The sequence below is a fragment of the Nocardioides baculatus genome, assembly GCF_016735675.1.
In the GTDB taxonomy this organism is placed as follows: Bacteria; Actinomycetota; Actinomycetes; order Propionibacteriales; family Nocardioidaceae; genus Nocardioides; species Nocardioides baculatus.
Map to the genome: position 1 here is coordinate 725849 of NZ_JAERSG010000001.1, position 17268 is coordinate 743116.

At 71.6% G+C, this 17268-nt stretch carries 22 protein-coding genes; 11 read left to right on the forward strand and 11 right to left on the reverse strand.

Going from position 1 to position 17268, the window contains the following annotated elements; translation table 11 throughout:
• The first annotated feature begins 116 nt into the window (after nt 1-116).
• On the forward strand, nt 117-353 hold the full coding sequence (locus JI751_RS03540; protein WP_201933423.1) for a DUF1059 domain-containing protein: 237 nt from the start codon (nt 117-119) through the stop codon (nt 351-353).
• A gap of 3 nt (nt 354-356) precedes the next feature.
• On the opposite strand, the gene JI751_RS03545 is transcribed toward JI751_RS03540, so the two are convergent.
• Entirely contained in the window at nt 357-668 is a 312-nt protein-coding gene (locus JI751_RS03545; RefSeq protein WP_201933426.1) for a hypothetical protein, read from the reverse strand.
• Nucleotides 669-753: 85 nt separating this feature from the next.
• Here JI751_RS03545 and JI751_RS03550 point away from each other — a divergent pair, with 85 nt between their 5' ends.
• Entirely contained in the window at nt 754-960 is a 207-nt protein-coding gene (locus JI751_RS03550; RefSeq protein WP_201933429.1) for a hypothetical protein, read from the forward strand.
• Entirely contained in the window at nt 957-1250 is a 294-nt protein-coding gene (locus JI751_RS03555; RefSeq protein ID WP_201933431.1) for a putative quinol monooxygenase, read from the forward strand. Before JI751_RS03550 ends, JI751_RS03555 begins: the two co-directional genes overlap by 4 nt.
• A 247-nt stretch (nt 1251-1497) precedes the next feature.
• Here JI751_RS03555 and JI751_RS03560 read toward each other — a convergent pair whose 3' ends face one another.
• Entirely contained in the window at nt 1498-2586 is a 1089-nt protein-coding gene (locus JI751_RS03560) for a beta propeller repeat protein (RefSeq protein WP_201933433.1), read from the reverse strand.
• Nucleotides 2587-2686: 100 nt separating this feature from the next.
• On the opposite strand from JI751_RS03560, the gene JI751_RS03565 reads away from it, so the two are divergent.
• Nucleotides 2687-3286, forward strand: a complete 600-nt coding sequence (locus JI751_RS03565) for a mycothiol transferase (RefSeq protein ID WP_201933435.1) — start codon at nt 2687-2689, stop codon at nt 3284-3286.
• Between the two features lie 26 nt (nt 3287-3312).
• Nucleotides 3313-3534, forward strand: coding sequence for a hypothetical protein (locus JI751_RS03570; RefSeq protein ID WP_201933437.1), 222 nt, complete (start codon nt 3313-3315; stop codon nt 3532-3534).
• A gap of 4 nt (nt 3535-3538) precedes the next feature.
• Here the strand turns inward: JI751_RS03570 and JI751_RS03575 are convergent, their stop codons facing one another.
• Nucleotides 3539-3754: a hypothetical protein gene (locus JI751_RS03575; RefSeq protein WP_201933439.1), complete on the reverse strand. Its 216-nt coding sequence runs from the start codon at nt 3752-3754 to the stop codon at nt 3539-3541.
• 106 nt (nt 3755-3860) lie between these two features.
• On the opposite strand from JI751_RS03575, the gene JI751_RS03580 reads away from it, so the two are divergent.
• The gene (locus tag JI751_RS03580) at nt 3861-4238 is read left to right on the forward strand and encodes a DUF1304 domain-containing protein (RefSeq protein WP_201933441.1); all 378 of its coding nucleotides are present in this window, start codon (nt 3861-3863) and stop codon (nt 4236-4238) included.
• Nucleotides 4239-4251: 13 nt separating this feature from the next.
• Here the strand turns inward: JI751_RS03580 and JI751_RS03585 are convergent, their stop codons facing one another.
• From JI751_RS03585 to JI751_RS03605, 5 genes are read right to left on the reverse strand one after another with little or no spacing between them, the layout of a single operon-like run.
• Complete coding sequence (locus JI751_RS03585) at nt 4252-5913, reverse strand: NAD(P)/FAD-dependent oxidoreductase (RefSeq protein ID WP_201933444.1); 1662 nt, start codon at nt 5911-5913, stop codon at nt 4252-4254.
• A 14-nt stretch (nt 5914-5927) separates the two neighbouring features.
• Nucleotides 5928-7766, reverse strand: coding sequence for a Na+/H+ antiporter (locus JI751_RS03590; protein WP_307813775.1), 1839 nt, complete (start codon nt 7764-7766; stop codon nt 5928-5930).
• A gap of 47 nt (nt 7767-7813) precedes the next feature.
• A complete protein-coding gene (locus JI751_RS03595; RefSeq protein WP_201933447.1) occupies nt 7814-8386 on the reverse strand; it encodes a dihydrofolate reductase family protein in 573 nt (190 codons plus the stop codon).
• A 27-nt stretch (nt 8387-8413) separates the two neighbouring features.
• Nucleotides 8414-8911, reverse strand: coding sequence for an SRPBCC family protein (locus JI751_RS03600; protein ID WP_201933450.1), 498 nt, complete (start codon nt 8909-8911; stop codon nt 8414-8416).
• Between the two features lie 4 nt (nt 8912-8915).
• On the reverse strand, nt 8916-9314 hold the full coding sequence (locus JI751_RS03605) for an ArsR/SmtB family transcription factor (protein WP_201933453.1): 399 nt from the start codon (nt 9312-9314) through the stop codon (nt 8916-8918).
• 227 nt (nt 9315-9541) lie between these two features.
• Between JI751_RS03605 and JI751_RS03610 the strand changes: the two genes are divergently transcribed.
• Nucleotides 9542-10519, forward strand: a complete 978-nt coding sequence (locus JI751_RS03610) for a serine/threonine-protein kinase (RefSeq protein ID WP_307813866.1) — start codon at nt 9542-9544, stop codon at nt 10517-10519.
• On the opposite strand, the gene JI751_RS03615 is transcribed toward JI751_RS03610, so the two are convergent.
• Nucleotides 10516-11214, reverse strand: coding sequence for an alpha/beta fold hydrolase (locus JI751_RS03615; protein ID WP_201933456.1), 699 nt, complete (start codon nt 11212-11214; stop codon nt 10516-10518). The two genes, JI751_RS03610 and JI751_RS03615, sit on opposite strands and share 4 nt — an antisense overlap.
• A gap of 107 nt (nt 11215-11321) precedes the next feature.
• Here JI751_RS03615 and JI751_RS03620 point away from each other — a divergent pair, with 107 nt between their 5' ends.
• Nucleotides 11322-12275, forward strand: coding sequence for a helix-turn-helix transcriptional regulator (locus JI751_RS03620; RefSeq protein ID WP_201933459.1), 954 nt, complete (start codon nt 11322-11324; stop codon nt 12273-12275).
• A gap of 51 nt (nt 12276-12326) precedes the next feature.
• On the opposite strand, the gene JI751_RS03625 is transcribed toward JI751_RS03620, so the two are convergent.
• Nucleotides 12327-12959, reverse strand: a complete 633-nt coding sequence (locus tag JI751_RS03625) for a hypothetical protein (RefSeq protein WP_201933460.1) — start codon at nt 12957-12959, stop codon at nt 12327-12329.
• 28 nt (nt 12960-12987) lie between these two features.
• On the opposite strand from JI751_RS03625, the gene JI751_RS03630 reads away from it, so the two are divergent.
• Nucleotides 12988-13161 (forward strand): hypothetical protein, encoded by a 174-nt coding sequence (locus tag JI751_RS03630; RefSeq protein WP_201933461.1) that lies wholly within the window; start codon nt 12988-12990, stop codon nt 13159-13161.
• Nucleotides 13162-13166: 5 nt separating this feature from the next.
• Here the strand turns inward: JI751_RS03630 and JI751_RS03635 are convergent, their stop codons facing one another.
• Nucleotides 13167-13769: a LysE/ArgO family amino acid transporter gene (locus tag JI751_RS03635; RefSeq protein ID WP_307813776.1), complete on the reverse strand. Its 603-nt coding sequence runs from the start codon at nt 13767-13769 to the stop codon at nt 13167-13169.
• A 106-nt stretch (nt 13770-13875) separates the two neighbouring features.
• Between JI751_RS03635 and JI751_RS03640 the strand changes: the two genes are divergently transcribed.
• Nucleotides 13876-14658, forward strand: a complete 783-nt coding sequence (locus JI751_RS03640) for an ABC transporter ATP-binding protein (RefSeq protein WP_201933467.1) — start codon at nt 13876-13878, stop codon at nt 14656-14658.
• 1 nt (nt 14659) lies between these two features.
• Nucleotides 14660-17212, forward strand: a complete 2553-nt coding sequence (locus JI751_RS03645) for an ABC transporter permease (RefSeq protein ID WP_201933470.1) — start codon at nt 14660-14662, stop codon at nt 17210-17212.
• Nucleotides 17213-17268: the final 56 nt, after the last annotated feature.

Here is a 17268-nt window from a genome sequence, read left to right on the forward strand (position 1 = left end):
GGCCGTGACACCTCAGACAGCGACCGGCCTCAGGACCGGTCCGACGGTGTGTCACATCCCGGGCCCGTCGATCGTCGACCACATGACACCCGGACACGACCCACCAGGAGATCCTCATGAAGACCATGACCTGCCGCCAGCTCGGCGGCCCGTGCGACCTCGCCCACCGCGGCGAGACCCACGACGACGTGATCAACGCCCAGGACCAGCACCTCAAGCAGGCCGAGAAGGACGGCGACGCCGCCCACCAGCCGGCCCGCGACGAGATGAAGAGCCGCTGGCGGCACCCGAAGAGGTCGCTCGGGTGGTACCGCGACATGAAGCAGGCCTTCGCCGACCTGCCGGAGGACTGACCCTCAGCGGCGCCGGTCGGCCAGCAGCCAGGCCGCGCCTGCGCTGACCGCGGTCACGCCGAGCACCGAGGGCCAGGTGCCGACCTTCTTCGCCAGCGGGTGGGACACGCCCATCGCCGTCCAGTAGCCCGCCGTGAGGACGGCCGCCAGCGGCGCCCCACCGACGGCGTACCACTGACGCGCCGCGACGGCGTTGGCGGCGAGCATGGCGGCTCCGCCGAGGGGGCGTACGCCGGTCTGCTGGGCCAGGGCGAACCCGCCGACGAGGCCTCCGGCGAGCAGGGGAGCGGTAGGGACACGCGTCGGGTCGGGCACGCCGAGAGCCTAGCCAGCAGGCCCACGGCGTCACGGGACCGTAAGGAGCAGGACGCCTCCGACGCCCTAGCGTGGGGAGCCGGAGGTGATCGACATGATGGACATGTTGAGCCCAGCTGTGGCAACGACCCTGCTCGTGATCGTGCTGGTGGCGGCCGGCGCCGGATTCGTCGCGATGCGCGTCCTCGGTGCACGTGCGGTCGAGGGCGACCATCCCGGCGAGAGGGGCTATGCCGGGCACCCGCGCACCCCGCACACTGGGGCTCCGCCAACTGACAAGGAACTTCCGTGAGTGATCTCCAGGTCGTCGCCACCATCCCCGCCAAGCCCGAGCACGCCGACGCGATCCGGGAGGCGTTGACGACCCTCGTCGCGGCGACGCGCGCCGAGGAGGGGTGCCTGGCCTACGACCTGTTCGAGTCGGCCAGCGCTCCCGGCACCTTCGTCACGGTCGAGCGGTGGACCGATCAGGCGGCGCTCGACGCCCACATGGGTCAGCCGCACGTGGCCGCCGCCTTCGCAGCCGCCGACGGTGCGCTCAGCGGCGAGGTCGCGATCCACCCGCTGACGCCCGTGGACTGATCGCGCAGGTCTGCACGAGTCCCAGGGCCCAGCACGTCGGGCAGCCGCGCAGCAGCACGGCGGCAGGCACGACGAGTAGGAGTGCCAGCGGCCCCGTCCACGGGACCAGGACGAACGCGGCCACCATCATCGGCAGCCCGATCGCACCTCGGACGAGGTGCCGCGGGACGCTGCTGCTGGCGAACATCGTGTCGGGCTGGCTCACACCTGTGGTTCGGTGCCGCGGGCGAGCCGGATGCCGAGGCCGTCAGCCCCGGCCGACGCGGCCCTTGCCGCCAGCGGCCCAGCAGACCTTCGCCACGCAGTCGACGACGTGGTAGCCGAGGTCGCTGACGCGGGCCCAGGTCGCGCCGCCGTCGCGGGTCAGGCTGGTGCCGGCCGACCCGCCGAAGTCGCCGGTGGCCACCGCGACCTTCCAGCCGCGGAGGAAGGTCACGTCCTCACCGATGTGGGTCAGGGTGATGCCGTCGGTCCAGGTGCGGCCGTCGCGGGTGTAGGCGACGTTGTCCTGCAGGTCCGGGTCCTCGCCGAAGTCGCCTCCCACGGCGATGCCGCGACGCGGTGACGCGAACGCGCCGGCGAAGCCACCCGCGGCCGGACCCTCCGGGATGCCGGACTCGACGGCGGTCCAGGTGAGGCCGCGGTCGTCCGAGCGCAGGACCCGGGACCTCGCACCTCCGGTGATCAGGAAGGCCGCCTTGCCGGCCGTGACGAGGCAGTCGCCGCTCGCCGCGAAGCCGAACTCGTCGGCCGAGGCGGGCATCCCGGCGTCGGACAGCACGGTCCAGGTCCGGCCCCGGTCCCGGGTCGACAGGATGCGCAGCTTGCCGTCGACGGGATCGCTCACCGCGAGGCCCTTCCGGCCGCCGGGGTAGAACGCCATGCAGTCGTAGAACGCGTCCGGGTCGTCGTTCTGGAAGGCGATCGTCCACGTGGCGCCGCCGTCGGTGGAGCGGTAGATCCGCGAAGCCTCACCGGGACCGATCGCCAGGACGTGCGCGACCTTGCCGTTGACCTCGACGTCGCGGAAGGACAGACCTGCGGTGTCGTCGGGGCTGACGTCGGTCCAGGTCTTCCCGCGGTCGGTCGTGCGGAAGACCGTGGCGGGTCCGCCGTCCGTGAGGCTCTCGCCGGTGACCCACGCCTCCTTCCTGCTCACGGCCTCGAGGCCGCGGAAGTTCTGGTCGGCGTCGAGGACCTGCTCGGTCCAGCCGGCGTCGAAGGGGTCGAGCCGCGTCGCGCCGCGGTGTTCGACGGCCGAGGTCGCCGCGGTGGCAGCCGCGAGCGCAGTGAGCAGGGTCAGGGCGGGGATGAGGGTGACTCCGAGTCGTCGCATCCGGCCAGACTGCTCCGACTGCGGGGGACCTGTCCAGCCTCCCCACGGGCGAGGCCGTAGCGGCAGCCGACTGTCCGCAACCGTCACTAGCGTCAGGGTCATGACCACTGAAGAGAACGCCGACGTCTGGGTTCCCCCGCCGTGGGAGCCGCCGATCGACGGCACCGAGGCCGAGCACCTCACCGGTGCGCTGGGCCGGATGCGCGCCACCCTGCGGTGGAAGGCCGACGGCCTCGACGAGGCGGGGCTGGCGCACCGGATCCCGTCGTCGTCGCTGTCCCTGGGCGGGCTGCTCCGTCACCTCGCGCTGGCCGAGGACTACTACCTGACGACGAAGCTCCGCGGGGAGGAGCTCGTCGAGCCGTGGTCGTCGCTCGGCCACGACGACTCCGACGAGTGGGAGTTCGAGGCCGACCACTTCACCGCCGCAGAGACGTACGCCATCTTCGACGAGGCGGTCGTCCGCAACACCCGGCGGATCGAGGACGCCCTCGCCGAGGACGGGCTCGACCTCGTCGCGCACGTCGACGACGGCAACGGCAACCACCCGCGCCTGCGCCGGCTGCTGATCGACCTGCTCGAGGAGTACTCCCGCCACACCGGCCACGCCGACCTGCTGCGGGAGGCCGTCGACGGCCGGGTCGGCGAGGACCCCGACGAGGACTGGACGCCGACCTGGCTGGAAAACGGATCGTCCTGACGGGTCCGGGCTGACACGCTGGGCCCGTGCCCGGACCCGAAGGCTTCGACTACGAGACACGCGGCGGAGACGTCGTCATCACGCACCACGGCCGCCGCGCCACCGTCCTGCGCGGCCCGGCCGCCGTACGGTTCCTGGCCGACGTCGAGGACGACGACCCGCAGGAGCTGATGGCGCGGATCACCGGCAACTACCGCCGCGGCAATGAGCGGACCGCGAAGATCCACCCACGCAACCGCGGGCGTTGATGCCCTACTTCGAGGGCTCCGGGGTGTCGACGTCGACGTCGGGGCAGCCCACCTTGGGGTTGATCCCGGTGTAGTTGAGCGGTCCGGCGACGATGTTGAGCACGATGTCGCTCGTCTCCGAGCAGTTGGTCTCCGCGTCGTCGAAGTAGCCGCGCTGGAATGCCGCGAACGCTCCGATGATCAACCAGAGCACGAGCAGGATGCCGATCAGTCGTCCCATGGGGACCTCCTTGATCATGGCGGCGGGGTAGCCGTCGGCCCCGATCATGGCCCCGGCGTGAACGGCGTACCACCCTCGCAGGGGTAGGTGCCCCTACTGTTCGAGGATGACCATCTTCACCGTGGGGTTCTCGCTGCTCGCCGCGCTGCTGCACGTCTACATCTGGGTGCTCGAGTCCTTCCGCTGGACGCATCCCGCGACCCGCAAGACCTTCGGCACGACCGAGGCGGATGCCGAGACCACCAGGCCGCTGGCCTACAACCAGGGCTTCTACAACCTCTTCCTTGCGATCATCACGCTCGTCGGTCTCGCGCTCTACCGGTCCGAGCACGGGGTCGGCTCGGCCCTCGCGCTCGCCGGCACCGGCTCGATGCTCGCCGCGGCCCTGGTGCTGGTCACCCACGACCGCAGGATGGCGCGCGCCGCCGTCACCCAGGGCACGCTGCCCGCGCTCGCGGTGCTGTTCCTGCTGCTCGAGCTCTGACGTACGGACGCGCCTACTGGCCCAGCCAGGCGTGCACGGACGAGACCACCGACGCGCCCTCGCCGGTCGCCGACGCCACCCGCTTCATCGAGCCCGAGCGGATGTCGCCTCCGCAGAAGATGCCGGGCACCGTGGTGGCCAGGTCCTCCGGAGGGACGTCGTCCTCCCACTGCTCGCGCGGGATGTCACGACCTGTCAGCACGAAGCCACGCTCGTCGCGCAGCACCGTCTCGGGCAGCCACGCGCACTCCGGCGCCGCGCCGAGCAGGAGGAAGAGGCCGCGCGCCTCGACCCGCTCGTGCTCACCGGTGGTGACGTCCTCGACGGTGAGCCAGGAGAGGTGCCGGACGTCGTCGGCGCCGCCGTCGACGACGCACGCCGAGCCGCGGACCGTGATCCGCGGGTTCCACTCGATCTCGTTGATGAGGTACGACGACATGGTGGCCGTGAGGTCGGGACGGCGGACCACGATGGTGACCTCCTTGGCGAAGCGGGCCGCGTGGATCGCCGCCTGACCGGCCGAGTTGCCGCCGCCGACGATGACGATGTGGTCGCCGGCGAGCTCGCGCGCGGCCGCCATCGCCGCGCCGTAGTAGACGCCGCGACCGACGAGCTCCTCGATCGAGTCGACCCCGAGCCGGCGGTAATTCACGCCGGTCGCGACCAGCACGGAGCGGGTGTGCACGTCACCGCCCTCGGTGTGGACGATGTGGTGGCCGCCGTCCTCGCACGGCGAGATCCCGGTCGCGGGCCAGCCGGTGAAGAAGCGCGTGCCGAAGCGCAGCGCCTGCCCCCGCGCCCGCTGGGCCAGCCGCATCCCGGAGATGCCGCGGGGGAAGCCGAGGTAGTTGCGGATCATCGAGCTGGTGCCGGCCTGCCCGCCGATGGCCTCGGCCTCGAGGCAGACGGTCGAGAGGCCCTCGCTCGAGGCGTACACGCTGGCCGCGAGGCCGGCCGGGCCGGCGCCGACGACCACCAGGTCGACCACCTCGTCGACGTCGATCTCGTCGGGCCGGCCGTAGAGCTGGTTGGCGAGCGAGCGTACGTCGGGGCAGTGGCCGCACCAGCCGGCGAGCGAGGAGACGACCGGCCAGCGACCCTCGTCCTCGGGACAGCTCGCCATGACCTCGCGGCCGACCTCGCTGTCGGGGTGGTGCACGCCGGCGGGCAGCCCGACCCGCCCGAGGTAGTCGAGCAGCTCGCGGGTGAGCGCGTCCTTCTCCGGCGTGATGATGCGGACGTTTTCCACGACCGGGCTCGCGACGGTCGCGTTCCACTCGTTGAGCATCTCGCCGACGGCGCCGTGGAACTCCTCGTCGCGCGGACCCTGCGGCATCAGCAGCAGCGCGTCGACCTTGCCCGCCGCCACCGCGTGCCGGAAGTCGGCGTTGTCCGTCCGGAACCGGCTGATGTGCGACACGATCAGCCGCCGCGCGGTCGGCACCGCCTTGCGGGTGCCGCCGATGAGGCCGTAGAGCTTGTCCTGGTCGTGGTCGGAGTCGATCACGAAGAGCGCGACCTCGTGCCCGGACCTCATCAGGTCCTTCGCGGTGTGCTTCGCGGTGACCTCGTCGTGGACGAGGCGTACGTCGTACTCCCGCTCGTAGCGGCCGAAGGCCTCCGCCAGCACGTCACCGTGGTGGGCCGAGGCGATGACGATCGCGGGTGCTCCCATGGTCTTGCTCCTTCTCAGCCGGTGAGGTTGTGGACGAAGCACCAGCGCCAGGACTCGTCGGGCTGGGCCGACTCCATGACCGGGTGCAGGGTCTCGTGGAAGTGGGCGGTCGCGTGCTTGCCGATCGAGGAGTCGCAGCAGCCGACGTGGCCGCACTCGAGGCACTGGCGCAGCGAGACCCAGGGGGTGCCGTCGGCCAGGCAGGTCGCGCACGCCGGGTCGGCGACGGTGTCGACCGCGGGGAACGCGTCGAGGTCGTCGCACTGCCGCCCGCCGGTGAAGGCCAGCGACCCGATGCGGGTGCGCTCGGGCGCCTCGGCGGCGGCGTCGAGCATCGACTCCTCGATGTCGAGCATCGCGAGCACGCCGCTGACCACGTCGGAGGGGATCTTGCCCTTGCTGCGCACGAGCAGCACCTTGGCGCGCTCGGCCTCGATCATCGCGCCGCGGATCCGCGCGTAGAGCTGCGACGGCGTCTCGGAGTCCTCGGCGGTGGCGAGCTGCTCCCAGGCGGCGAACGAGCGCTGGTCGAGGCGGGCCCGGATCTGGTCCGAGACGCCGTGGTGGTCGTCGTACTCCAGCTCGTCGAGCCGCGCGAGCCCGGCGTCGGCGGCCTGCTGGAGCAGGGCGGCGCGGGCGAGCGCGTCCTCGGCGGGGTCGGGGGCCGGCACGTCGAGGACGCGGGCGAGCAGCGGGAGGGTGAGTCCCTGGAGCAGCAGCGTCCCGGCCACGACCGTGAAGGCGACGAGGAGCAGCACCTCGCGGTGGGGTGTCTCCTCGGGGATGACGAACGCGGCCGCGAGGGTGACGACGCCGCGCATGCCGGCCCAGCCGATGAGGAAGGTCCACGAGGACGGGAGGGGGTCGGTGCGGCGGAAGATCCAGGTGACCTGCATGTAGACGAGGCGCGTGACGATGACGGTTGCCAGCGTCGCCAGGCAGAGGAGCACGATCCTGCCGACCGGCAGCGTGGACTCGCGGACGTCCTCGAGGATCCAGTCGAGCTGGAGGCCGATCAGGAGGAAGACCGTGTTCTCCAGGATGAAGGCGACCGTGCGCCAGGTGATGCGCTCGGTGATCCGCGACTGGGCGGTCTGGATGATCGGCGCCTTGTGCCCGAGCAGCAGGCCGGCCACCACGACCGAGATGACGCCCGAGGCGTCGATCTCCTCGGCCGCGACGAACGCCGCGAACGGCGTCAGGAACGAGATGCCGGTGTCCAGCAGCGGGTCGGTGATCCGCTTGCGCAGCCACGCGACGAGCGCGAACAGGGCGAATCCGACGATCGCGCCGCCGCCGGCCGCGCGGACGAAGTCGAGGCCCACCTCCATGACCGTCAGGCTCCCGGCGAGGAAGGCGATCGCGGTGCGCAGCGCGACCAGGGCCGTGGCGTCGTTGAGCAGCGACTCGCCCTCGAGGATCGTCACGACGCGACGCGGCAGGCCGATCCTCTTGGCCACCGCGGTCGCGGCCACCGCGTCGGGCGGCGCGACGACCGCGCCGATCGCGATGGCGGCCGCCCAGCCGAGGCCGGGCACGAGCCACTCGACGACCGCGGCGACCGCCATCGTGGTGACCACGACCAGCAGCACCGAGAGGCGCAGGATGGCGCCGCGGTTGGCGTTGAAGTCGACGAGGGAGGTCTGGATGGCCGCCGCGTAGAGCAGCGGTGGCAGCAGGCCGAGCAGCACGACCTCGGACTCGAGGTGGATGGTGGGCAGCATCGGGACGTACGACGCCGCGGCACCCACGACGATCAGGAGGAGCGGCGCCGGGACGTGCAGGCGCTCGCTGATGGCGGTGGCGGCGAGGACGACGGCGGCCATCGAGACGAGCAGCAGTGCGAGTTCCACCCGCAGATCATCGCGGGTGGAACTCGCTCAATCCACCGCGTTCGCGCTCAGCGCACGACCTCGTAGACCTGGAGGGTGATCCCGTTGGGGTAGGACGCGTGCTCGGTGAGCTCGAGCGTGGTCTTGTCGAGGGCCGTGCCGTCGACGAAGAGGCGCTTGCCGCTGCCGAGGAGGACCGGGAAGACCAGCAGGTGGTAGCGGTCGACCAGGCCCGCCGCGGCCAGTCCCTGCGCGAGGGTCGGGCTGCCGTGCACGTGGATCTCGCCCCCGTCGGTCTCCTTCAGTGCGGCGACGTCGTCGAGCGAGCGGAGCACCTGCACCTCGCTGTCGCCCCACGGGGCGGTGTCACCGGCGAGCGTGGTCGAGACGACGTACTTCGGCATCGCGTTGTAGGTGGCGAACTCCTCCATCGAGGGCCACACCGGGAAGAACTCGTCGTAGGACTGGCGACCGAGGAGCAGCGCGGACGCCTGCTCGGTCTCGCGGCCCTTGATGTCGTAGGCCTCCTCGACGAAGTCGACGTCCTTGAACGTCCAGCCGGCGTGGGGGTGGTCCCCGCCGCCCGGGGAGTCGACGATGCCGTCGAGGGAGATGAACTCGGTGATGACGATGGGTCGCACGTGGGTGTCCTCTTCTGGTGGTGGTGGTCAGGCTGCGCGCGAGGCGAGCAGGTCGTCGATCTGGTTGAGGGCCGACGAGGCACCCTCGACGACGCCCATCGCGAGCACCGTCTGCAACGCCTCCGCGGTGGCGTACGACGACACGTAGGTCGCGCGGGTGCCCCCATCGGTCGGGACGAAGGAGTAGGCCTGCTGCGACTCCGGCATCTCCGGGTTGGGCGTGAAGGTCTCGTCGAGGGCGAAGCCGTCGCGGAACGTGAAGCCGTCCGGGCCGTCGACGGTCTGGATGTCCCAGTAGGCGTAGTAATGGTCGCCCTCGGGGGTGGTCAGGTAGTACGTCGTCCGCTCACCCGGGGCGAGCTCGTGGTCGACGAAGGTGGCCGGGTGGGAGGGGGGACCCCAGACCCGCTCCAGCTGGCGCGGGTCGGCGTAGACCTCCCACACGCGCTCGACGGGCGCGGCGAAGTCGGCGGTGATGGTCAGGGTGAGGGCGTCGAGGTCGTGCTGAACGTCGGTGACGGGCATGGGTTCAGTCCTTCTGGGTGGAAGTGGTGGTGTCGGTGCTGGTCTGGGTGTCGGTGTCGGTGCCGGTGTCGCTGGCGAAGAGCTCGTCCATCCGGGAGATCCGGCCGCGCCACAGCGCCTCGAGCTCGGTGAGCATCACGCCCACCGACCGGACCGCCTCGACGTCGCCACTGGCGAGGGCCTCGCGGCCCTGCCGGCGCTTGGTCAGCAGGCCCGACCTCTCGAGCACGGCGACGTGCTTCTGGACGGCCGCGAAGCTCATGTCGTAGCTCCGCGCCAGCGTCGAGACGGAGTGCTCGCCGGCCAGCACGCGGCGCAGGATGTCGCGCCGGGTGCGGTCGGCGAGGGCGTGGAACCAGGCGTCCGCCTGGTCCTCCCGCTCACGCGTGGTCGGCTCGTTCACGGGACAAACATACAACTGATCGGTTGTACGTTGTCAAGGAGGTTCGTGGATCGTGGTGTGACCGGTCGCGCAGGCCGGGCGACGTATGACGATCCGGCGGCCGGGGCACTGGTGCCTCCGTAGGGGTGGAGGCTGCATCGGAAAGCGGTGGCAGCCGCTCCCCGCGGCGTACGATCCGACGTGGTGCGAGCTCGTGCCGCCAGCTCGAGGAGAAGTGGGGCTTGACCGTGCAGCGACTGGTGGGTGGTCTCCGTCTCGGGGACCGCTACGTCCTGGAGGAGCGCATCGCCTCCGGTGGCATGGCCGACGTGTGGCGCGGGCTCGACGACGTGCTGCAGCGCCAGGTCGCGGTGAAGATCATGCGCGCGGACCCGGACAACGAGGAGATCTTCGCGCAGCGGTTCCGCGACGAGGCCCAGCACTCCGCCGCCCTGCTGCACCCCAACATCACGACCGTCTTCGACTACGGCGAGGACGACCACCTCTCCTACCTGGTGATGGAGCTGATCGAGGGCCTCCCGCTGTCCGCGGTGATCCGCGACCAGGGTGCCCTCGAGGCGGAGAACGTCCGCTCGATCCTGGCCCAGGCCGCGCTCGCCCTCGGCACCGCCCACGAGGCCGGGGTGGTCCACCGCGACGTCAAGCCTGCCAACATCCTCCTGCGCGAGGACGGCGTGGTGAAGCTGACCGACTTCGGCATCGCCCGGGCGATGGACTCGATCGGCCACACGCGGGTCGGCGAGATGCTCGGCACCCCCAACTACATCAGCCCAGAGCAGGCCACCGGCGAGACCGCGACCGGGGCGAGCGACCTCTACGCCCTCGGCGTGGTCGCGCACGAGATGCTCACCGGGGTCCGGCCCTTCGACCGGGGGACCCCGATCGCCACGGCGATGTCGCACGTCAACGAGCCGCCGCCCCCGCTCGCCGAGGACGTGCCGACCGAGCTGCGGGCGGTCGTGGCGACCCTCCTCGAGAAGGACCCCGAGAAGCGGCCGGCCAACGCCCGCACGGTCGCGGTCATGCTCGGCATGGCCAGCACGGAGCTGTCCGGCCTCGACCTCGGCCTCGCCTCGGGCGTGGACAGCGACTACGTGCTGCCGGCCACGCCCGTCACGCCGATGAACCTGCGCCAGCCCGCTCCTCTGGACACGCCGGCCGACCAGCCGACCGTCGCGGCGCGTCCCGAGGACCTGCTCGACTAGGAGCCGGCTGCGGGGCGCTTCGTCGCCTCGTCGATCAGCACGGCGAGGGCCTTCGGCTGGGTGAACATCGGCCAGTGGCCCGATGCGATGTCGACCAGCTCGAGCCTGGTGGCCGACGCCAGCTCCGGCACGTCGCCGCCGTCGATCCACTCCTGCGCCTCGGCCGGGCTGAACTCCGGGCAGATCAACGTGAGCGGTACGTCGTGCCGGGCCTCGCTCGTCCAGTGCACCTCGCCCCGGGTGACGCCGACCGGCACGGCGATCATCCGGCCGAGCAGGTCGGACTTCAGCTCCTCGGACATGTCGTCGGAGTCCGGCCCCTCGAACTTCTCCCACCCGGGGAAGGGCATCGCGCCGTCGACGGGCTCGAAGAAGTCGGCGTACTTCTCGCCCTCGGTCGACGGGAAGCCGCCGATCAGGGCGACGCCGCTCACTCCGTCGGGGCGCTGGTCGGCCGCTGCCCAGGCGAGGGTGCACGCGGCGGAGTGGCCGACCACGTAGGGCGATCCGTCGGCGGCGTCGACCGCCGCCAGGACCGCCTGCACCTGGTCGTCGTACGTCGCCTCGGTGGCGCCGTCACCCTGGCCGGGCAGGGTCAGCGGGACCGCGCGATGGCCGAGCGCCTCGAGCTCGGGGACCACGTCGTCCCAGGCCGACCCGTCGAGCCAGAGTCCGGCGATGAGCACGATGTCCATGGAGTTCTCCTTCATCGGTGGTGTTCGACCCCTCGCGAGCCACCCTAGGAGGGGTTCCGGACGCTCCACGTCCGGAACCGGTGCCACCATGTCCTCATGGGGTCACGATGAGCGAGATCAGCCCGACCGCGCGGGCGCTGCGGGCGCTGGACATCCTGCAGGGGCGCCCCGGCATCACGGCCGCCGACCTGGCGTCGCGCCTCGGCGTGACCGAGCGCGCCGCCCGGCGCTACGTCGCGATCCTGCGCGAGGCCGACATCCCGGTCGAGTCGACCCGCGGTCCCTACGGCGGCTACACGCTGGGCCGTGGCCTGCGGCTCCCGCCGCTGGTCTTCTCCGCGACCGAGGCGCTCGGCCTGGTGATGGCCGCGCTCGACTCGCAGCACGCGGTCGCCGATCCCGACGACCCGGTCGGGTCGGCGCTCGGCAAGATCCTGCGGGTGCTGCCGAGCAACGTCGCCCGGCAGGCGGTCGCGCTGCGCGAGACCGCGCAGGCAGTCCCCGAGCGCTTCCCGGCCAAGCCGGACGTGGACGTGACCTCCGAGCTGGTGGAGGCGGTCGCCGCCCAGCGGCAGGTGCGCCTCGGCTACCGGACGGCTGCGGGCAACGCTCGTACGTTCGAGGTCGACCCGTGGTCGGTGGTGGTGCGCTACGGCCGGTGGTACCTGCTCTGCCACTCCCACCACGCCGACGAGCTGCGCACCTTCCGGGTCGACCGCATCACGTCGGTCGAGCTCCTCGAGGGCACCTTCGACGTGCCGGCCGACCTCGACCCGGCTGCCGAGCTCGAGGCCAACCTCGGCAAGGGCTGGGAGCACGAGACGCACGTCGTCTTCGCGCAGCCGCTCGAGGAGGTGCGGCCGTGGATCCGCCCGACGCTGGGGGAGCTGCGCGCGCGTCCCGACGGCGGCTGCGAGCTGGTCGGCACCACGAGCAACGCGGAGGCGTACGCCGGCGAGTGGCTGGCCGGCGTACCGCTGGAGTTCACGGTCGTCGGGGGCGACGAGCTGAGGGCGGCCGTGGCCGCTGTGGGCGCGCGGCTCACCCGCGCGGCCCAGTGACTCGAGTGCGCAGCTCCGTGGCGACCAGTGCCGCGAGCGCACTCGACCCGGTCATCGGCTGACCGAGACCTCCGTGCCGAGGTTCCAGCCGTCGGAGATCGGGAGGTAGTCGCCGCTCCAGAAGGTGCCGGGGTCGTACCAGGTGGCCTTCCGGTCGTCGCGCAGGATGCCCATCTCGATGTAGCAGGACGCGACGATCTCCGCGCAGAACGCCGCCTCCGGCGTCACCCGCTGGCTGCGCTTGCGGCGCGGGACGTAGGCGTCGCGGCCGCGGAGCCACCGGGCGCCGAGCTTGGCGATGCTGGGGAACGAGACGCCGTCGAGCCGCGCGATCGTGCGCAGCATCCCGTCCTCCTCGTCCTGGCCGATCTCCGGCTCGAGCTGGCGCAACCAGGCGTCCTGGTCGTACTCCGTCTGCCAGCGCGACACCGCCTCGCGCAGGTCGTGGAGCTGCACGCCGCGGTGGTGGGCGCCGGTCCACACGTCCATCTGCTTCTTGCCGAGCTCGGCGTGGAAGATCAGCGGCGGCAGGTCGTCGACGACCACCGCCATCCCGACGTGGTTGACCGGCGAGTTGGTGACCGCGCGGATCGCGCGATCGGGAGCCCGGCGACCACGGAAGAGCCAGATGTCGCCACTGCGGGTGAGGTCGACCGCCTGGTCGAGGGTCAGGACCGGAGCCATGGCCGGAAGTCTGCCCTAGGCTCGGGCCATGCGCGTGTGGAAGCTGCTCGGCCTCGCCGGGATCCTGGCCGGTGTCGCCACCGGTGCCGCCGTCGCCCGCGACGAGCGCGTACGCCGCCACTACGACGCCGGCGAGATCCGTACCCGCCTCCACCAGAAGCACGACGAGGCCGTCGCGCGCGCCGAGACCTCCGAGGGGTAGGCGGGTCAGGCGCCGAGGGCGAGGCGGACGGCGATCGCGAGCATCACCAGGCCGATGAGGACGTCGAGCACCTGCCAGGCGCGCGGGTCGGCGAGGCGCGGGGCGGCCAGGCGGGCGCCGTACACCAGCCCGGAGAACCACGCGATGCTCGCGACACAGGCGCCCAGCGCGAACCACCACCGCCCGGGCGTCCCGTGGGTGCCGGCGATCGAGCCGAGGAGCAGCACGGTGTCGAGGTAGACGTGCGGGTTGAGCCAGGTCAGCGCGACCGCCCTGGCGACCACGCCGCCACGGGACTCGACGACCCCCTCGCCGGCCGCGAGGGCCTGCGGACGTCGGGCGCGCAGCAGCGACAGGACGCCGTACGCCGTCAGGAACGCGACGCCGAGCCAACGGATCACCTCGACCGCCCAGGGTGCGCGGTCGATGACGACGCCGATGCCGGCGACCCCGGCGATGATGAGGACGACGTCGGAGAGCGCGCAGATCGCGACGACGAGGCCGACGTGGCTGCGGCGGAGCCCTTGGCGGAGCACGAAGGCGTTCTGCGCGCCGATGGCGACGATGAGGGACAGGCCGGTGAGCAGGCCGGCGACGATGTCTCCCACGCGGGTCAATCTAGGGGTCCGCCCGGGGGTCGGGTGACACATGTCAGGGACGGCTCGGGGAGATATCCCATGGTCGGCGACTTCGCGCGACTGGGAGACTCACCTCATGACTGAGCAACCCCGGGAGGGTGCGGTGGCCGAGGTCGCCGCGAGCGCGCGTGACCTGGTGAAGACCTACGGCAAGGGCGAGGCGGAGGTGCGGGCCCTCGACGGCGTGAGCGTCGACCTCATGAAGGGCGAGTTCACCGCGGTGATGGGCCCGTCGGGATCCGGGAAGTCCACGCTGATGCACTGCCTGGCGGCCCTCGACACCCCGACCTCCGGCGAGGCGATCGTCGACGGCACCTCGCTCGGCAGGCTCAAGGACAAGGACCTCACGACGCTGCGCCGCGAGCGGGTGGGCTTCGTGTTCCAGTCGTTCAACCTGGTGCCGACGTTGAGCGCGGAGGAGAACATCCTCCTCCCGCTGAGCCTCGCCGGCCGCAAGCCCGACCGCGACTGGTTCGACCAGGTCGTCGACTCCGTCGGCCTGCGCGACCGCCTCGGGCACCGGCCCAGCGAGATGTCCGGCGGCCAGCAGCAGCGCGTGGCCTGTGCGCGGGCGCTGGTGAGCAAGCCGTCGATCGTCTTCGCCGACGAGCCCACCGGCAACCTCGACTCGACCAGCTCGGCGGAGGTGCTGGGCTTCCTGCGCCGCAGCGTCGACGAGTTCGGCCAGACCGTCGTGATGGTGACGCACGACCCGGTCGCCGCGTCGTACACCGACCGGATCCTCTTCCTCGCCGACGGCCTCATCGTCGACGAGCTGCGCGAGCCCGACCGCGACGCCATCCTCGAGAAGATGTCGAAGCTCCAGGACGTCGCGGCTGCCCGGAAGCAGGCGGGCTGAGATGTTCCGCCTGACCTGGCGCAACCTGCTCGCCCGCAAGGTGCGCCTGCTGATGAGCACGCTCGCGATCGTGCTCGGCATCGGATTCCTCGCCGGCGTGATGACCTTCAGCACCGGCCTCAACGCGACCTTCGACAACATCGTCGAGGGCTCGACCCCCGACGCCCAGGTCCGTCCGGCCGGCGACGTGCAGGGCGCGAACGCCGGCGTCGGCACCACCTCGCTGGTGACGCCTGCCGACGTCGACAAGCTCGCCGCGCTCCCCGAGGTCGCGCAGGCAACCGGTTCGGTCGACGGCCTGGGGTCCTTCCTGCTCGGCAAGGACGACAAGCTGGTCGGCGGCCAGGGGGCCCCTACCCTGGCGTTCAACTACGCGCCCAGCGAGAACATCCAGGGCGAGCAGGTGCTCGAGCTCGTCGAGGGAGGGTGGCCGGAGAAGCCGGGCGAGGTCACCCTCGACGCCTCCTCCGCCGAGCGCGGCGGCTACGCCGTCGGCGACACGGTCACATTGATCGTGCCCAGCGGCCAGCCCCGCCGGACCTTCACCCTGGTGGGCACCGCCGAGTTCAACGGCGGCGGCACGGCCGGCGCGACGCTCGTGCTGCTCGACACGAAGGAGGCGCAGGAGATCTTCCTCGACGGCGCGGACGCCTTCACCAGCGTCTCGCTGACCGCCGCCGACGGCGTCTCCCGCACCGAGCTCGCCGACGCGGCCAAGGCCGTCGTGCCCGAGGGCTTCACGGCCGTCACGGGCGACAAGGTGATCAAGGAGCAGCAGGACCAGATCGGCCAGTTCCTCGACGTCATCTCGATCTTCCTGACCACCTTCGCGGTGATCGCGATAGTGGTCGGCGCGTTCATCATCTTCAACACCTTCTCGATCCTCGTCTCCCAGCGCGTGCGCGAGTCCGCGCTGCTGCGCGCCCTCGGCGCGAGCAAGCGCCAGGTCACCCGCTCGGTGCTCATCGAGGCGTTCCTCATGGCCCTCGTCGGGTCGACGCTCGGCCTGCTGCTGGGGCTCGGCCTGTCGCGTGGCCTGGCGGGACTGTTCCGGACGTTCGGGCTCGACATCGCCGGCGAGGTGCTGACCCTGACGCCGTTCACGATCGCGTCGGGCTACGTCACCGGCATCGTGGTCACCATGGTCGCGGCGTTCGTCCCGGCGCGACGCGCGGCCAAGGTCCCGCCGGTCGCCGCGATGCGCGACGACCTCACCGTGCAGGAGAAGGGGATGCGCCGCCGGCTCGTGCTGGGCACGATCGCGATGGTCGTCGGCGTCGCGCTGGTCGCAGCCGGCCTCGTCGGGGCTCCCGGCACCGATGCGATCTGGATCGGCGCCGGAGCCGTGATCTGGGTGGTGACCACCGCCGTCCTCGCCCCGGTCGTGGGCCGGCCGGTGCTGCTGCTGAGCCGCAGCGTGTTCGGCCGCATCTTCGGCACTGCGGGGCGCCTGGCCGGTGAGAACGCGCTGCGCAGCCCGCGGCGTACGGGGGCGACCGCCTCCGCCCTGATGATCGGCCTGGCCGTCGTGTCCGCCGTGGGCGTGCTCGCCTCGTCGCTGAGCGCCACCCAGGACAAGATCGTCGACGACCAGTTCACCAGCGACTTCCTCGTCCAGCTGCCGACGTTCCAGGGGTTCCCGACGCAGTACGGCGACCAGATGGAGGAGGTCGACGGCGTCGACCTGGTCTCGCGCCAGCAGGGGGTGCCGGTCAGCATCGAGGTCGCCGGCACGCCCGACCAGACCTTCGCGAACGGCGTCGACGCGGCCTTCACCGAGATCTACACGCTCAAGATGGTGTCCGGCACCGACCAGATCTCCGGGGACCAGGCGCTGCTCAGCGAGGGCCGCTCCGACGACCTGAAGGCCACCACCGGGGACACGATCGAGGTGCAGTTCCCCGGCGGGAAGACCATCCCGCTCGAGGTGGCCGGCGTCTTCGAGGACACCCCGGTGACCAGCGGCCTGACGGTGCCGCTCGCGGTCCTGGACGAGGCGGGGGTCAAGCGCAGCGACTCCTCGATCAGCATCAACGTCGCCGACGGCGCGGACCGCGGCGCGGTGAAGCAGGACCTCGAGGACGTGGTGAAGGACCTCCCGATCCTGTCGGTGCAGGACAAGCAGGAGTTCAAGGAGCTCATCAGCGGGCAGGTCAACCAGCTGCTCTACGTCATCTACGGGCTGCTGGCGCTGGCCGTGGTGATCGCCGTCATCGGCATCGTGAACACGCTCAGCCTCAGCGTCCTCGAGCGGACGCGCGAGATCGGGCTGCTGCGCGCCGTCGGCCTGTCGCGGCGCAAGCTGCGCACGATGATCACCCTCGAGTCCGTCGCGATCGCGGTGCTCGGTGCGGTGCTCGGGATGGCGCTGGGGCTGGTCATCGGGGTCGTGCTGCGCCAGTCGCTCAAGGACGACCTGACCGAGCTCGCACTGCCGATCAGCAGCCTGGCGCTCTTCCTGGTCGTCGCGGTCATCTTCGGCGTGCTCGCAGCCGTCATCCCCGCGGTCCGGGCGTCGCGGATGAAGGTGCTCCAGGCCATCGCCACGGAATGAGCGACCGAGTGAGTCGGCTCACGCGCCCCGCCCCCCGGGTGCTGACAGGACCGGGG

Bases quoted from the DNA above. Each gene is read 5' to 3' on its own strand.
- JI751_RS03560 (WP_201933433.1), bottom strand. From the start codon at position 2,586: ATGCGACGACTCGGAGTCACCCTCATCCCCGCCCTGACCCTGCTCACT.
- JI751_RS03630 (WP_201933461.1), top strand. From the start codon at position 12,988: ATGCGCGTGTGGAAGCTGCTCGGCCTCGCCGGGATCCTGGCCGGTGTC.
- JI751_RS03645 (WP_201933470.1), top strand. From the start codon at position 14,660: ATGTTCCGCCTGACCTGGCGCAACCTGCTCGCCCGCAAGGTGCGCCTG.
- JI751_RS03585 (WP_201933444.1), bottom strand. From the start codon at position 5,913: ATGGGAGCACCCGCGATCGTCATCGCCTCGGCCCACCACGGTGACGTG.
- JI751_RS03625 (WP_201933460.1), bottom strand. From the start codon at position 12,959: ATGGCTCCGGTCCTGACCCTCGACCAGGCGGTCGACCTCACCCGCAGT.
- JI751_RS03565 (WP_201933435.1), top strand. From the start codon at position 2,687: ATGACCACTGAAGAGAACGCCGACGTCTGGGTTCCCCCGCCGTGGGAG.
- JI751_RS03640 (WP_201933467.1), top strand. From the start codon at position 13,876: ATGACTGAGCAACCCCGGGAGGGTGCGGTGGCCGAGGTCGCCGCGAGC.
- JI751_RS03575 (WP_201933439.1), bottom strand. From the start codon at position 3,754: ATGGGACGACTGATCGGCATCCTGCTCGTGCTCTGGTTGATCATCGGA.
- JI751_RS03540 (WP_201933423.1), top strand. From the start codon at position 117: ATGAAGACCATGACCTGCCGCCAGCTCGGCGGCCCGTGCGACCTCGCC.
- JI751_RS03615 (WP_201933456.1), bottom strand. From the start codon at position 11,214: ATGGACATCGTGCTCATCGCCGGACTCTGGCTCGACGGGTCGGCCTGG.
- JI751_RS03600 (WP_201933450.1), bottom strand. From the start codon at position 8,911: ATGCCCGTCACCGACGTTCAGCACGACCTCGACGCCCTCACCCTGACC.
- JI751_RS03620 (WP_201933459.1), top strand. From the start codon at position 11,322: ATGAGCGAGATCAGCCCGACCGCGCGGGCGCTGCGGGCGCTGGACATC.
- JI751_RS03580 (WP_201933441.1), top strand. From the start codon at position 3,861: ATGACCATCTTCACCGTGGGGTTCTCGCTGCTCGCCGCGCTGCTGCAC.